Here is a 15,125-nt window from a genome sequence, read left to right on the forward strand (position 1 = left end):
AAGTGCCGGGTCTTGTGCAAAATGATCCTACCTATGCTGACTAGATAGGCATTTAAATTTTACGATTCTTGCGTTGTTTGTTCAGTTGGTGTAGAGGTTTCGCTTGCTTCCTCTTCTTTTTTTGCTTTAGGTGCCTTTTGAATATAACGGCATTTTGGATAGTTGGAGCAACCAACAAAGGATTTGCCATATCGAGACACACGACGCACTAAATCATGACCACATTCTGGACATTTTTCTCCAGTTGGTTCTGGTTTTGCTTTCGCTTTTAATGGTTCGATATGTTTACATTCTGGATATCCTGTACAAGCCCAGAATGGTCCAAAGCGACCTTTTTTAATGGTCATACGATTTCCACATTCCGGACAAATCTTTTCTTCTTTTTCTAATTCATTTAAAGAATCATCCGCATTTTCTGTGTACTTACATGTTGGATAGTTAATGCAAGAAATAAACTTACCAAAGCGGCCATTACGATAAACGAGTTCGCCACCACAATCTGGACAAGTTCTGCCGACACGTTCTAATTCTTTTTTCGGCATATCTTGATATGCTTTTTCGACAAGTGGTTCGAAATCTGCATAGAACGTTTTTAAAAATTGGATGTAATCTTCATCACCATCGGCAATGTTATCCAAGTCTTTTTCCATTTCTGCAGTATATTCAACGTTAATAATCTTTTTGAAAAATTCCTGCAATTTTTGGTTGGTCAATTCCCCTTGATCGGTTGGCTGGAAATATTTTGTCTTCGATGTTTCTGAGACTTTATCCAATGTCACATAGCCACGTTTTTGTAGCGTATCGATAATCGATGCATAAGTGGATGGACGACCAATTGACTTTTCTTCTAATTCTTTGATCAGTTTTGCTTCTGTATAACGAGCTGGTGGTTCGGTGAAGTGTTGATCTCCTTTGATTTCGACACGATTCATCTGTTCGCCTTCTTTGAGAACAGGGAGTAATGTGTCTGTTTGTTTTTCATATTTTGAATAAACTCTGGAGTAACCATCAAAGATGAGCACTTGACCACTTGCACTAAATTCACAACCATTATCGAGAAATTTTACGCTTGTCACATTGAATTTAGCATCTGCCATTAAAGAAGCTAATGTGCGGGCATAAATCATCGAATATAAACGGAATTGTTCGTTTGTTAAATATGGGCGAACTGTTTCTGGTGTGTAATTGATGCTCGTTGGACGAATTGCTTCATGGGCATCTTGCGCATTCTCCGAGTTTTTCTTATGCGCTTGTCCTTTATAGTCAGATCCATATTCTGATTCGATATAGTTTTCTGTTTCTTGTACAAACAAGTCAGATAAACGCGTCGAGTCCGTACGCATGTACGTAATCAAACCGGTCGTTGTCCCACCTAAATCGACCCCTTCATACAGTTTTTGGGCAATCGACATCGTTTTTCTCGCTCCATAGCCAAGCTTTGTTGAAGATTCTTGTTGCAAAGTTGACGTTGTAAAAGGCAGTTTAGGCGCCTTTGATTTTTTGCGGTTCGTAATACTGGAGACAACAAAAGGTTGATCTTGTACTTTTGCTAAAATTTCTTCCGCTTGTTCTTTGTTCGCCAGTTTTGGTTTTTTGCCATCGACTTTCGTTAATTCTGCATGGAATGTAGAATTGCCTTTTTTAACTTCTGCGCCAATGGTCCAATATTCTTCCGATTTAAATTTACGGATTTCTTCTTCTCGTTCCACGATTAAACGTAACGCAACGGATTGAACACGTCCGGCTGATTTGGACTGAATTTTGTTTTGCAACAATTTTGAAAGTTTAAACCCAATAATACGGTCCAACATACGACGAGTTTCTTGCGATTTCACTAAATCCATATCGATTTTATGTGGGTCTTGAATCGCTTCTAAAACGACTGGTTTAGTAATTTCGTGGAATGTGACACGGTTATTGTCTTCTGTTGATAAGCCTAGTTCTCTTGCTAAATGCCAAGCGATCGCTTCCCCTTCACGGTCCGGGTCACTTGCGAGAATGACTTTATCGGATTTTGCGGCTAAAGATTTTAATTCTTTAACCACATCTTTTTTCTCTTTGGATACACGGTAAGTCGGTTTGAAATCATTTTCGATATCAATCCCTAAGCCACCTTTACCGGAAGTTGCTAAATCGCAAATGTGGCCTTTTGACGAAACGACTTTATAGTCTTTTCCTAAATATTTTTCAATTGTTATCGCTTTGGATGGCGACTCAACAATGACGAGGTTCTTTTTCAAATCAATCTCCCTTTCCTTATATGTGAGACTTCATAAAAAAGTCTAAGGAGTTAAACGAATCTACTTTTATCATGCAACATTCAACTTAGCAACTGAAATAGCTATGTTGTTTTTAAGCAACTCCATTTTTGACTAGAAAAAGTCATGTATACAATACACTTTTGAAAATTTATTACTTTATTTACACTTTTCTCTTACAACCATTTTCATTCATTCATCGTCAGCTACTTGTCCATTTTTTCACCATTTCAACCACAAAAAAACAGCTTCTCTAATCTAAAAGAGAGAGCTGTTGAAAATCGTTGATTTCTTCTTGTTGTTTTTCTAATTCTTGTTGTTCGATCACTTTTTGGACAGGGCCATAAGAGCGTCTATAAAAGTCTTGAACTCCATATTCTCCAATGGCTTGTAAATGTGCCTTTGTTGGATAGCCTTTGTGTTTCGCCAATCCATATTGGGGATAAAAATGATCGAGTACTTTCATATATCGATCCCGACTCACTTTTGCTAAAATGCTTGCCGCCGCAATGGAAATCGATTTTTGATCCCCTTTGACTACCGCCTCAAAATTCGAACATGAATTTAAAGGCATTGCGTCGGTCAAGACATATTGAGCTTGGGCTTGTTGAGCAATCCAATCCATTCGATTTTGCGTTGCGCGATAAATATTTTCTTTGTCAATCTGTCGTTCGAATACAAATTCAATCCAATATGCTTTGGCATCTTGTTGAATTTGGCAAAAGAGAACTTCGCGCTTCTTTTCACTCAATTTTTTCGAATCATTGATATTGTCGTTGGTATATCCGGCTTCAAAAATAACACCTGCTACAACTAAAGGACCACAAATCGGTCCTCGTCCCGCTTCGTCCATACCGAGAATATCAGCATGGTCCGGCCATAAATTTTCTTCTAAAGGATGTTCCATAGACTGTATTAAGCGCCTATTTCCTCTTGTTCACTTGTTGGAATTTCCCAAGTAATACGACCTAGTTTGGAAGAGCGAATATCTTGGATGAATGTGCGCATCGTGCGGTTTTCATCAATATCGCCTTTCAATAGCCAGCCTCTTTTACGCGCAATAGCTTGTAGCGTTTGCCAAGGGGTTTCTTCAAGTTTGCTTAATCCATATGTTTGCAATAAAGCCTCAGGTTGGTGATCCATTAAATATTGGCAACAATATAAAGCTAGATCATCCATATGCACGACATCGTCTTTAATAGAGCCTAAAGCAGCTAAAATCAAACCACTTTGTTGGCTTTCGAATTTAGGCCACAACACACCTGGTGTATCCAACACTTCTAGTTCTGGACCTACTTTAATCCATTGTAGTGATTTGGTTACCCCGGGTTTATCTCCGGTTTGCGCTGCTTTTCGCTTAGCAAGTGAATTGATCAAAGTTGATTTTCCAACGTTGGGAATGCCGACGATCATTGCTCGCAATGCACGAGGGCGAATTCCTCTTTTCTTTTGCTTTTCAATAAAAGCTCGGTTAAGTTCTAAGCTTTCCTGGATAATTCGCGAACGGAAATTATCATGAATTAAATCGATCGCAATTGCGCGAGTTTGTTCGTTATTCATCGCTTGAATCCATTGTTCGCTACGTTTAGGATCAGCCTTATCTTTTTTAGACAAAATCACTAATCGCGGTTTTTGATGAACCATTTCATCAATAAGGGGATTTTTGGAACTATAGGGCATTCTGGCATCACGAATTTCGATAATGAAGTCAACTTTCTTTAAGTTTTCTTCCATCTGTCGTTTTGCTTTAGCCATATGGCCTGGGAACCACTGAATTACATTCGATGGCATTATTTCACTCCAATCTTGTCAAATGGGAATAAGACTAAAACGCCTTTTCCATAAAAGCTATCGCCATTTACTGGTCCGACATAGCGAGAGTCTTTGGAATAAGGGCGGTTATCTCCCATCACAAAGTATTCATCCTCGCCTAGTTGCACAGGTCCAAAGTCCATATTGAAATGGCCATAGTCAATACCATTTTCTGCTTTGAATTGGGCGAGCATTTCATTCATAAATTCTTCTTTTAAATAAGCACTTTCGTCAAGCGCTTTATCATTTACATAAACAACGCCATCACGGCATTCAATTTTTTCGTTTGGAAGTCCGATCACACGTTTAACCCAACGCTCCTCTTGACCACCATCATTGACATTGACGACCACAACATCAAAGCGATCTGGTTTAGAAAGTGCTGTCGAGATCAAACTCGTAAAACCAAATTCACCATTATTTAATGTTGGATCCATCGAATGACCGACAATATTGACCGGATGGGCGATGAAATTTGTGAATAATAAAATCACGACCGCACTGATGACAAAAACACGGGTAAAATCGAGTATGTCATCAATGAATGTTTTTTGATCCTTTCGTTTGGCACTGAATTCTTTATCTTTATTAAAAGCCATCTGCAGCCTCCTTAAAATATTTTCCTGAATTGTATTTCGATTGAACATCGATCTGTTTTTATTATAGGCGTTATTGATTTCTTTTTTCAAAAACATGCCATATTTATGTAAAGAAATGCGATTTCTCTAGCTTGATTAATATTCAATACCCATAAGATTCAAAATCAAAAGAAAAACCTCCGTGATTCCTAACGGTATCATGGAGGTTCGTTTCGTTATGATTAATGACGAATTTCTTTAAGACGAGCAGATTTACCAGAACGGTTTCTGAGGTAACGTAATTTGTTACGACGAACTTTACCGTGGCGTACAACTTCGATTTTGTCGATGATTGGGGAGTGAAGTGGGAATTTACGTTCTACACCAACACCGTTGGAAATTTTACGAACGGTGAAAGTTTCTCCGATTCCTCCACCTTTTCTTTCAGTTACGATTCCTTCGTAAACCTGGACACGGCTTTTGTCGCCTTCTTTGATTTTTACGTGAACACGTACAGTAGAACCAGAACGGAATTCTGGGATGTCTGTACGAAGCTGGCTTTTGCCAATTTCGTTAACAAGATTTAAATTCATTGTCTTTTCTCCTTTTCTTGCTTTCTGCTTTTCAAGATTCATTCGCAAATATGCCAGCGGAACCCGCAGAACTTTATAGATACTAGCACATTCCGTAGTGCTGCGCAATTTTTTTAGTGATTTGACTGCAATAATAGTCAAAAAATCGCATCTTTTTTTATACGAAACGATCAAATCCAAATTGCTTAATAAATTGGTTCATTCGCGAGTGGATCATCTACGATCGGTTCATCTCCATAATTAGGATTGACTCCTTCTTCAAGTGGATACGAGTTTGAATCTTCCATTGGATAAGAAGGATCGACAACTTGCGTGCCATCCTCGATTGGCTCATTGTAAACAGGTTCGTCGACAATTGGCGCTTGCTCCATTGGCGTTTCTTCGCTTGGTTGCGTATTTTCTTGTGTTGATGCCGGTTCTGGTTCAACTGGTGCTACATTTGCCGGAATTGCGCCCCATTCAAAGTGTTTATAGTCATTCAAGCCCGCAACCGCTCCGCGCCAGTTAAATCCCGCATTTCTAAAGGCTGTCACTGCATAATCATTTTCATTAATGAAATGATTATAGTTTACCGTTCGATCTAAATATAACTGTCCTTCCATCGGGAATACAGAAAGCGAGTTTCCGTTATCTTTAATCAAAGGATTATACAGTGGGTTTATATCAATCGCATATCCTCTAGCATGGAAATCAGCTTGGTTATCCGCCGTCAATCCAAAACATAATCCGACCGTGTTATTGTCGGCATAAGATTCAGAAATACGCGTACCATAAGCATCGGCTAAAATCATTTTGCCAATTTGATATTTGTGAATATATAAATCGAAGAAGACTTCTTGAACAGCCGCTGCGATTTCTTTATTCACCATAATTTCACCAATTACCGTGTTGTTATCGAAGTCGCGATATAAAACGCGCAAATAGGCGAGTTGTTCAGGAGCAATATTCGCTTCTGTCCACCCCATGTTGACTAAACGTTGTTTGAGCTTATCGTCCAAATCAGTACTGAAAAAACAATCTCGTAATTCACGATCAGAAAAACCAGTCACATCTGCTTGATCCAGGGCATTTTTCTTTTTGATTTGTTCAACCTCTTTTTGATGAGAGAGTGTATTGATCGGTGCCGTCGTTTCGTCATTTCCAATTTGACTAATGACTGGCATTAACATCCGCCATACTTTAGTCCCACCAAAAATCAATCCCCCAAAAAGGGCGACCGCTAGGGTTAAAGAAATGACTAAACGTCCTAAACGCAGTCTTTTTTTCGTTTTCTTTTTTTGTTTTGCCATAAATATACCTTAGCGAGTTTTGCGGATAAATAAAAGGAATTGGCGTATGAAACGCTTTTCTATTTCCTAACTTTAGCGCATCGATCCCGCTTATTGGTTTGATTGTTTGTTTTTATATGCATCTAAAAAATCGAGATCCGCTTTTGATAAATCGGCCTTTTCCAAAAGATCTGGTCGATGGTTAAGCGTATTGATTAACGATTGTTCGCGACGCCATTTTTGAATATTGGCATGATGACCACTTAATAAAACTTCCGGAACTTTTAAGCCATCATATTCAGCCGGTTTTGTATATTGTGGATACTCCAACAAGCCATCCGCAAATGAATCGCCCGCACTCGAATCATGTTTAATCACACCATCAATTAAACGTAAAGTAGCATCGCAAATCGCTGCTGCTGCCGGTTCTCCTCCAGTGAGCACAAAATCGCCAAGGGAGATTTGCGCATCACAAGCCAAACGAATTCGTTCATCAAAACCTTCATAGTGGCCACAAATCAAAATCAAATGTTCAAGTTGGGCATATTCTAGTGCTTTAGCATGGGTAAATGTTTCGCCTTGTGGGGATAACAACACCACTAAAGAGTTCTCTGTGCGGATTGCTTTTAAGCAATCGAGAATGGGTTGACATGCTAAAAGCATCCCTGCTCCCCCACCATAAGGGGTATCATCGACATGTCCATGTTTCGATAATGTATAATCGCGAAAGTTAATGCACTCCACTTCGAATAGCTTGTTATCTAAACCACGTTTAATAATCGATGTGTTGAGCATGCCCGAAAAGTATTCCGGAAATAAAGTTAAAATAGAAATTTTCATCGTAAACCTACCATCTCTTCAATTTCGATGATTTTCTTTTCAGGATCTACTGCTTTAACGTGCGCTTTGACAAAGGGTAATAAATACGTTTTGTCTTTTTCTTGAACACGTAAAACAAGATTGGCGCCGGTTTCTAAAATATCAATGACTTGTCCGATATTTTCGTGGTTTTGGTTATAAACCGTGCACCCATTGAGTTGGGAATAGTAAAATTCATCGTCATCCTCTAATTCCCCGAGTTGATCTTCTGGTAAGTAGAGGGTTTGATTTTTAAGCACTTCAGCTTGTTCAATACTGGTAATTTCTTCAAATAAAACATAGCCAAAGCCTTTGTATTCAGAATATTTAACCACCGTTAATGGTGTCTTTTCTTCAAGATAAAGTGTATTGCCTTTGGAAAAGCGGACTTCTGGCTGATCGGTATATAAATTAAGCTTACATTCGCCTTTTAACCCTCGTGTGTTGATAATTTTGGCAATTCGAATCATCGTAGTCCCTCCTTGTCAATTGCATATCGTTCGACAATCATGCTTTTCTGCTTTCGTTTTCGAATTTTATTCGTTGTTCATGTGCTTCAATGCACACAATTTATTTTATAAAGTGCCAAATAGAATTGAAGGCCACAGAGCATATCTTTCTGTGGCCTTGTTTTGGTTGTTTCAATCTTGTCTTTCCAGCATTAATATGCTTCGAATTTAACAAGAATTCTTTGTTTGGATGATCTTGCTGCTGCACTCATCATAGAGCGAATCGATCCAGCAATGACTCCTTTACGTCCGATTAATCGAGCGATATCGGCATCATCTGCATAGACGTACAGCAAAGTTTCCTTTTCGTTTGCGCTTGCCATTGTTTTTACAGATAAAGCATCTGTTTTTTGGACAAGTGGCAAACAAAGATCATAAAGCGTTTTTTCGAGATCTAACATCGTTTGTTCCTCGTTAATAAGCCAAAAGGCTTATGTTCACTTTCGTTAATTACTTGCTGTATTTAGATTCGTGGAAAGCTTTCATAACACCTTCACGAGAAAGAATAGAACGAACAGTGTCAGAAGGTTGTGCACCTGCTTTAAGCCATTTTAAAGCTGCTTCGTGGTTTAATTCAACTGGAGCATCAGCTTTAACTGGGTTGTAAGTTCCGATTTCTTCGATGAAACGTCCATCACGTGGGCTTCTAGAATCAGCAGCTACGATTCTGTAGAATGGCTGACCTTTTTTACCTAATCTTCTTAAACGTAATTTAACCATAATGTATTTAGATTCCTTTCAAGATATTTATCATTTTTTGTAATGCTTAAACACTATACAAAATCGAATGTAGGCCGTCAAGCTTTTTTACTTGACACCTTCACCTTTACAGCAAGTGGCGTCATGTTTGCGACATATTTTGAAGGATATTGATCATTTTTGTCATTTTCCCGCACAAAATAGCTACGCGCAAACCAATCGCCATCGCGATCTTGATCAATTCCTAAATGAATTGTGTGTTGACCATAGACACCATAAAGGATGATTTTCGATTTTAACTTCGTGTTTTTAACTTTTTTAGGATCGAATAAAACGGCTTGGGGATGATGGAGCATCTCGACAAGTTGCGCAAACATCTCATATTCCTTTTGATAATAGGCAAAATCATTGGGGTTGATGGCTTTTAACAAACGCATTGTAATCTTTCCTTCTTGAATATTGCGCCAGCCTTTTATTCCTGAGTATTCATCTAAATCTTTCGTGACATGATCAACAAGCGAAGCAATTGACATTAAGTGACAAAAATTTGCTTTTTCAAACACAAGATCGGCACGAAAAGAGCGCCTAGCCTTTTGACTAAACGTATAATGGAATACTTTTTGCGTGAGTTCTCTTTCATACAGATTGGCTAGATCGACTAACTTTGGCTTTTTGCCAAAGAGCTTTGCCAATAAGACGCGAAAAAGAAATTTTCCCTTTAAGCTCGACATAAATGTCCTTTCCTCAATCATGAAAAAGGGGCATAAGCCCCTTTGTTTTTAGATTGTGATTGAATTAGGCAGTCTATTTTATTTTTTCTTTTTCTTCTTAGAAGATTTTTGTTTTTTACTGCCAGAATGTTTGGATGAGTTTGGAATTCCGCCACCGCGGTTCAATCCGCCACGACCCATCATACCGCTAAGGCCACCAAGCATACCGCCAAGACCTCCACCAGACATCATTTTGGAGAGAGTTTGCATTTGTTCCGTTTGTTGGATGAGTTTATTTAAATCTTGAACTTTTAAGCCAGCCCCTTTGGCAATACGTTGTTTACGACCTGCTTTTAAAATATTTGGATGTTCACGTTCGTAAGGAGTCATGGACTGAATTAAAGCACGGATTTTTTTCACTTGTGCTTCAATTTGTTCATCATCTACTTGTTTGGATAATTTTCCCATTCCTGGAAGGTGGCCAAGCATAGAAGAGAACGAACCAAGTTTCGTCATTTGTTCCATTTGCGCTAACATATCGTTAAATGTAAAGACACCCGACTGCATTCTGCGCATTGTGTTCATTGCTTCTTTTTCATCAAGACGTTCTTGCGCTTGTTCAATCAGGGTTAACATATCCCCCATACCCAAGATACGTTCCGCCATCCGGTCTGGATGAAATTCATCTAAATCTTCTGGCTTTTCACCGGATGAAACGAATACAACAGGCACTTTGGTAATGGAACGAACAGATAAAAGTCCCCCACCACGAGCGTCACCATCCATTTTAGTCACAACTAAACCGGTAACGGTTAATTTATCGTTGAATTCTTTTGCGACAGTAACAATATCTTGCCCAGTCATCGCATCGACTGTTAATAAGATGTTATTTGGATGAACTTCAGCTTTCATGTCAGTCAGTTCAGTCATCAATTGTTCATCGATATGTAAACGACCTGCCGTATCGAAAATAACAACTTCAAAGTCATTGCTTCTCGCATATTTTTGGGCTGCAATTGCTGTATCTACAGCAGAAGTTTGCGTACCTAAAGAGAATACTTCTACACCGATTGTTTGACCGAGTGTTTTTAACTGTTCAATTGCCGCTGGACGAACAACGTCGCAAGCAACTAATAAAACCTTTTTATTCAGTTTAGTTTTAACAAAACGAGCAATCTTTGCGGATGCAGTTGTTTTACCTGTACCTTGTAAACCAACCATCATGATGTTGGTCATTCCATGTTCGTTGATGACAAGTTTTGCTTGATCTGGACCTAATAAAGATTCCAATTCATCACGAACGATTTTTACGACCATTTGTCCTGGATCAAATGATTCCAGAACTTCTGTTCCCATCGCTTTTTCTTTAATATCATTCACGAAATTTTTAACGACTTGGTAGTTCACGTCTGCTTCAAGAAGGGACATGCGCACTTCTTTGAGCATTTCGTTCATGTTTGCTTCAGTTAATTTTCCTTTACCTGAAATATTCTTCAGCGCCTTAGAGAGCTTATCCGATAAGGATTCAAACGCCATAATTCAAATTCTCCATTCTATTTTCTTTTTATCGACAGAATTCATCATTCATCACAAAATCAACTTTACCGATCGATCGATGTGAATTCTTTTGTTCGTATCACAACTGTTAATTATGCCCGAATTCACTGCAAATGTCATCGTCTAAAAAAAGCACGTCATGAATTCGGGCATATCTTGAATCATTGTCATTGTTTTTTTACTGTCTTGGTTTGATCGCTCGCAAATAGCGTATCTAAATTGAGATCAGCCGGTGGTTTTTGCAAGGTATCATGGACATCTTTAGGCATCTTCAAAATATTAGGGGATAGTTTGAGCATCGCAATCCCCAACCATGCCCAATATGCAATGTACCAAAATGGCGGAATGGGTGTTTTTTTCCAATTAAAGTCTGCCGGTACAAATTTGGCATGATCTTTACGATGAACAAATAAAATCAGCGTATAGATCAATACCATGTCCGTATTATAGTATTGAAGATCAAAAGAGAATTTTTCTCCTTTAAACAGTTTATTAAATTCTTGTTCTTGATATTGATAAGCCCGACGCATTAAATAAACCGTCTCTAAAGACATGCAATTGGTTAAAGAACCAAAGCGTTGGGCATAGTGATAATAGCGATTTGGAATCGTTCCGACTCTTTTTGCTTTTGCAATGGCTTTAAAGATTGTGCACGTATCTTCAAAACCTTTCATATTTTCCGGAAAGTGAACACCATCAAAACATTCGCGTTTATAGAGTTTTCCCCAAGGATAATTATTTAAGTAAAATTCTTTCGCGAGCATTTTCATCGCTTCTAAAGTAGAGAAATCTTTGCGAAAAGTCGGTTTTCGATAAAATGGAATCGGACCATAATCCATGACAAAGTTGCATTGGACAACATCCAAATCTCGCTTAATTGCCGCTTGATACAATTTTTCAATCATGTGGTGATCAATAAAATCATCACTATCGACAAACGTAATATATTCGCCATGGGCTTGTTCTAAAGCGCGATTTCTTGTTTTCGAGATCCCAGCATTTTCGTAGGAATACACTTTTACACGTGAGTCTTTTTTTGCATACTGTTCAAGTTTTGAAAGTGAATCATCCGTGCTGCCATCATTGATGACAACAATTTCTAAATCTTTGTATGTTTGATTCAATAAACTTTTCATACAACGATCAAGATATTTGGATGTGTTATAAACAGGGACAAGTACAGAAATCAACATGAAACCTCCAGGCAAGATGGATCAATATCGTGGATCTTGCCAAACGCATTCTGAACCAATTTACTCGAATCGCTCATCGCTGACAAGCACTTCGTTTAATTGATACGCTTTTGTCTCATAAAATAAGATCAAAAAGTCAAAATAAAAAACCAACCCCAAAAATTCAGAGTTGGAACTATTTTAGCTAAATATAAAGGATTTAAACTTACTCTTCTGTTTGATTGTCAAGATTTCATTTTCATTTTTCACAATTATGCGCATTCCTTGTTTTTGTAAAGAAGCCACGAATGCAAAAACTCCAAAGTTTTTCAAATCCCCATGCCAATAGAACAAGCCAAATACTCCAGGCCAAAACCCCGGCTGCATTTAAATCCAAACGTGCCATTTGAATATGACGACCAATTCCACTAGCTAGACCAGTCAAGATTTCCGACGTGACACAAACTTTAAATGCCATCGACGAAGCACTCTTAAGCGCTGCAGCAAATGCCGATTTTAACATCGGGATACAAATCGAAACCATCAATACCTGTTTAGGTTGTGGGTATAGTTTCCAGATCGGATGCCATGTTTCAATAATCGCATCTAATTGCTCAACAAAGATTCGATAAATCATTGGACATAAAAGAAAGATGCCCGTTAAAATCACCGTCATATTCCGTGATGTCCAAAACAATAACATGATGATGTAACACACATTTGGAACTGTTTGCATCAATGCCGAAATTCGATCTAAAGGATAACGAAAGATCCTAGAATAAAATGTAGCCAAAAAACTGAGCGGCAAAGCGAGGATAAAAGAAAAAAACAAAGCAATTAGCGCTCGTAACATTGTAGAGGCACACGCCTGCCACATCTCAATCGTTTGAATTTGCACAATCATTTGCCAGGCAACAGCAAGAGGAGAAGGAATAATTAAAGGATTGGCCACCACAATTGAAACGACTTGCCAAAAAACAAAAGCGCCTAAAACAAAATAGAAGGCATCTATGTGATGTTGGCTTGAACTATGATTCATATTCTCTATATTCTCTTTCTCGATTTGTATTCATTTTTGATCCTTCTTCTTGTGGCCTACAACTTTTCAATCCTATTCAGTTTTACCCAATTCATGATGATTTGCAAGGCGTGTTTGTCACACATATTTTTCTCGAATCTCTTCTTCATTTCAATTTATTTATTTTTGCTTTCCTATTATTTATTGAAAGAGAACGCTTTGTTTTTCGTTTTGGATCAGCGTAGGCCCTCAATTTGATCATTTCATCACAAGTTTTTAGTCGAACATGTGGAATCAAGTTTACAATTTTAAATCACTATTCTATGATTTAACCGTTGAAAGAGGAGAAAATTCATGACTATTTCACCATTACAAAAAGCACGCTATGAGTACGCCCCAAAACTTCCTGGCATGCTCAGACATGGAATTCAAGAAATTTCCGTTAAAGAAGGCTTAGCTACACAAAGTGTTGCTGACCAAGAAAAAATCCAAGCGTTATTCCCTAACACTTATGGAAAACCTGAAATCACTTTCGTTAAAGGTGATGCAAAAGACGTTACTCCATCCAAAAAAACAGTTGGTGTAATCCTTTCTGGTGGACAAGCTCCAGGTGGACACAACGTTATTTCCGGTTTATATGACGCTTTAAAAGCATTAAATCCTGAAAACACTCTACTTGGTTTCAAAGGTGGACCAAGCGGATTAATCGAAGACTCTTATGTAGAATTTACAGATGAATTCATCGATGAATACCGTAACACAGGTGGATTCGACATCATCGGTTCTGGCCGTACAAAATTAGAAACTCAAGAACAATTCGCAATTGTTGCTGAAGTTGCTAAAAAACACGGTATGAACGCAATCGTAATCATTGGTGGTGATGACTCCAACACTAACGCTGCTGTTTTAGCTGAATACTTTGCTGCTCACAACACTGGCGTTCAAGTCATTGGTGCACCAAAAACAATCGACGGTGACTTGAAAAACGACGATATCGAAACTTCTTTCGGTTTCGACACAGCAACAAAAACTTATTCTGAAGTCATCGGAAACATCGAACGTGATGCTAACTCCGCTAAAAAATACTGGCACTTCATTAAAGTTATGGGCCGTTCCGCTTCTCACGTTGCATTAGAATGCGCTCTTGAAACTCAACCAAACATCTGCTTAATTTCTGAAGAAGTTGCAGAAAAGAAAATGTCTTTAGCACAAATCGCTAACTACATTGCTGATGCTGTTGAATATCGTTCTAACCATGGCGAAAACTTCGGTGTAGCAATTATCCCAGAAGGTGTTGTTGAATTCGTTCCAGAATTCTCTACATTAATTTCTGAAATCAACGAATTACTCGCTGGTTCTAAAGCTGATGCATTCAACGCTCTTCCATCTTGGGCTGAAAAATATGCATTCATCGAAAAAGGCTTAACTGCTGAATCTATGGATGTATTCAAAATTCTTCCAGTTGGAATCCAACAACAGTTATTCTTAGAACGTGACCCACATGGTAACGTCCAAGTTTCTTTAATCGAATCTGAAAAACTGTTCTCCGCTTTAGTTGCTGACGAACTTGCTCGTCGTAAAGAAGCTGGCACTTACAAAGGAAAATTCAATGCTCTTCACCACTTCTTCGGTTATGAAGGACGTTGCGCATTCCCATCCAACTTCGATGCTGACTACTGCTACTCTTTAGGTTATAACGCTGCTCTGTTAATCGAAAATGGTTTCAACGGTTACTTATCTAAAGTATCTAACCTTTCTAAACCAGCTGAAGAATGGGTTGCAGGTGGTATGCCAATCACTAAAATGATGAACATGGAACGTCGTCATGGTGAAGACAAACCAGTTATCCGTAAAGCATTAGTTGAACTTGAAGGTAAACCTTTCAAATTCTTCGAAGCTCATCGTGATGAATGGTCTAAAAACACTTGCTACACATATCCAGGTGCAATCCAATACTATGGACCAGCTGAAGTTTGCGATTTAACAACTCGTACATTAGCTCTTGAAAAAGGCGAATAGTCTTATTCAATCATTAATCCATACTAAAAATTGCCGAATCCCATTTTGCGGATTCGGCTTTTTTATATCCAAAA

Annotated in this window: 15 protein-coding genes; 1 reads left to right on the top strand and 14 read right to left on the bottom strand. The window is 38.4% G+C overall.

The window, feature by feature from the left end:
- Positions 1-59 precede the first annotated feature (59 nt).
- The 14 genes from topA to ALLST_RS0106175 all read right to left on the bottom strand — a co-directional run bounded on the left by topA (position 60) and on the right by ALLST_RS0106175 (position 13,053).
- Positions 60-2,240, bottom strand: coding sequence for a type I DNA topoisomerase (gene topA / locus ALLST_RS0106110; protein ID WP_019893231.1), 2,181 nt, complete (start codon positions 2,238-2,240; stop codon positions 60-62).
- A 271-nt stretch (positions 2,241-2,511) separates the two neighbouring features.
- Positions 2,512-3,165 (bottom strand): ribonuclease HII, encoded by a 654-nt coding sequence (locus ALLST_RS10305; RefSeq protein ID WP_019893232.1) that lies wholly within the window; start codon positions 3,163-3,165, stop codon positions 2,512-2,514.
- Positions 3,166-3,173: 8 nt separating this feature from the next.
- Entirely contained in the window at positions 3,174-4,049 is an 876-nt protein-coding gene (gene ylqF / locus ALLST_RS0106120) for a ribosome biogenesis GTPase YlqF (protein ID WP_019893233.1), read from the bottom strand.
- On the bottom strand, positions 4,049-4,669 hold the full coding sequence (gene lepB / locus ALLST_RS0106125; protein WP_019893234.1) for a signal peptidase I: 621 nt from the start codon (positions 4,667-4,669) through the stop codon (positions 4,049-4,051). The genes ylqF and lepB overlap by 1 nt, the downstream gene beginning before the upstream one ends.
- 221 nt (positions 4,670-4,890) lie before the next feature.
- Positions 4,891-5,241: a 50S ribosomal protein L19 gene (rplS, locus tag ALLST_RS0106130; protein WP_019893235.1), complete on the bottom strand. Its 351-nt coding sequence runs from the start codon at positions 5,239-5,241 to the stop codon at positions 4,891-4,893.
- A gap of 185 nt (positions 5,242-5,426) precedes the next feature.
- Complete coding sequence (locus ALLST_RS11075) at positions 5,427-6,530, bottom strand: M15 family metallopeptidase (protein WP_019893236.1); 1,104 nt, start codon at positions 6,528-6,530, stop codon at positions 5,427-5,429.
- A 90-nt stretch (positions 6,531-6,620) separates the two neighbouring features.
- Entirely contained in the window at positions 6,621-7,349 is a 729-nt protein-coding gene (trmD, locus tag ALLST_RS0106140) for a tRNA (guanosine(37)-N1)-methyltransferase TrmD (RefSeq protein ID WP_019893237.1), read from the bottom strand.
- Positions 7,346-7,837, bottom strand: a complete 492-nt coding sequence (gene rimM, locus ALLST_RS0106145) for a ribosome maturation factor RimM (RefSeq protein WP_019893238.1) — start codon at positions 7,835-7,837, stop codon at positions 7,346-7,348. Before rimM ends, trmD begins: the two co-directional genes overlap by 4 nt.
- A gap of 191 nt (positions 7,838-8,028) precedes the next feature.
- The gene (locus ALLST_RS0106150) at positions 8,029-8,277 is read right to left on the bottom strand and encodes a KH domain-containing protein (RefSeq protein ID WP_019893239.1); all 249 of its coding nucleotides are present in this window, start codon (positions 8,275-8,277) and stop codon (positions 8,029-8,031) included.
- 49 nt (positions 8,278-8,326) lie between these two features.
- Complete coding sequence (rpsP, locus tag ALLST_RS0106155; protein ID WP_026472814.1) at positions 8,327-8,599, bottom strand: 30S ribosomal protein S16; 273 nt, start codon at positions 8,597-8,599, stop codon at positions 8,327-8,329.
- 74 nt (positions 8,600-8,673) lie between these two features.
- The gene (locus tag ALLST_RS0106160; protein WP_019893241.1) at positions 8,674-9,306 is read right to left on the bottom strand and encodes a PBECR4 domain-containing protein; all 633 of its coding nucleotides are present in this window, start codon (positions 9,304-9,306) and stop codon (positions 8,674-8,676) included.
- Between the two features lie 78 nt (positions 9,307-9,384).
- Positions 9,385-10,821: a signal recognition particle protein gene (gene ffh, locus ALLST_RS0106165; RefSeq protein WP_019893242.1), complete on the bottom strand. Its 1,437-nt coding sequence runs from the start codon at positions 10,819-10,821 to the stop codon at positions 9,385-9,387.
- 188 nt (positions 10,822-11,009) lie between these two features.
- Positions 11,010-12,035 (bottom strand): glycosyltransferase family 2 protein, encoded by a 1,026-nt coding sequence (locus ALLST_RS0106170; RefSeq protein WP_019893244.1) that lies wholly within the window; start codon positions 12,033-12,035, stop codon positions 11,010-11,012.
- Positions 12,036-12,273: 238 nt separating this feature from the next.
- The gene (locus tag ALLST_RS0106175; RefSeq protein WP_019893245.1) at positions 12,274-13,053 is read right to left on the bottom strand and encodes an ABC transporter permease; all 780 of its coding nucleotides are present in this window, start codon (positions 13,051-13,053) and stop codon (positions 12,274-12,276) included.
- Between the two features lie 333 nt (positions 13,054-13,386).
- On the opposite strand from ALLST_RS0106175, the gene ALLST_RS0106185 reads away from it, so the two are divergent.
- Positions 13,387-15,051, top strand: coding sequence for a diphosphate--fructose-6-phosphate 1-phosphotransferase (locus tag ALLST_RS0106185; protein WP_019893247.1), 1,665 nt, complete (start codon positions 13,387-13,389; stop codon positions 15,049-15,051).
- The last annotated feature ends 74 nt before the right edge of the window (positions 15,052-15,125 follow it).

Origin of the sequence: Allobaculum stercoricanis DSM 13633, assembly GCF_000384195.1 — a bacterium.
In the GTDB taxonomy this organism is placed as follows: domain Bacteria; phylum Bacillota_I; class Bacilli_A; order Erysipelotrichales; family Erysipelotrichaceae; genus Allobaculum; species Allobaculum stercoricanis.

Coding starts and splice junctions, on each gene's coding strand:
- ALLST_RS10305 (WP_019893232.1), bottom strand. CDS start 3,165: ATGGAACATCCTTTAGAAGAAAATTTATGGCCGGACCATGCTGATATT.
- ylqF (WP_019893233.1), bottom strand. CDS start 4,049: ATGCCATCGAATGTAATTCAGTGGTTCCCAGGCCATATGGCTAAAGCA.
- lepB (WP_019893234.1), bottom strand. CDS start 4,669: ATGGCTTTTAATAAAGATAAAGAATTCAGTGCCAAACGAAAGGATCAA.
- rplS (WP_019893235.1), bottom strand. CDS start 5,241: ATGAATTTAAATCTTGTTAACGAAATTGGCAAAAGCCAGCTTCGTACA.
- ALLST_RS11075 (WP_019893236.1), bottom strand. CDS start 6,530: ATGGCAAAACAAAAAAAGAAAACGAAAAAAAGACTGCGTTTAGGACGT.
- trmD (WP_019893237.1), bottom strand. CDS start 7,349: ATGAAAATTTCTATTTTAACTTTATTTCCGGAATACTTTTCGGGCATG.
- rimM (WP_019893238.1), bottom strand. CDS start 7,837: ATGATTCGAATTGCCAAAATTATCAACACACGAGGGTTAAAAGGCGAA.
- ALLST_RS0106150 (WP_019893239.1), bottom strand. CDS start 8,277: ATGTTAGATCTCGAAAAAACGCTTTATGATCTTTGTTTGCCACTTGTC.
- ALLST_RS0106160 (WP_019893241.1), bottom strand. CDS start 9,306: ATGTCGAGCTTAAAGGGAAAATTTCTTTTTCGCGTCTTATTGGCAAAG.
- ffh (WP_019893242.1), bottom strand. CDS start 10,821: ATGGCGTTTGAATCCTTATCGGATAAGCTCTCTAAGGCGCTGAAGAAT.
- ALLST_RS0106170 (WP_019893244.1), bottom strand. CDS start 12,035: ATGTTGATTTCTGTACTTGTCCCTGTTTATAACACATCCAAATATCTT.
- ALLST_RS0106175 (WP_019893245.1), bottom strand. CDS start 13,053: ATGAATCATAGTTCAAGCCAACATCACATAGATGCCTTCTATTTTGTT.
- ALLST_RS0106185 (WP_019893247.1), top strand. CDS start 13,387: ATGACTATTTCACCATTACAAAAAGCACGCTATGAGTACGCCCCAAAA.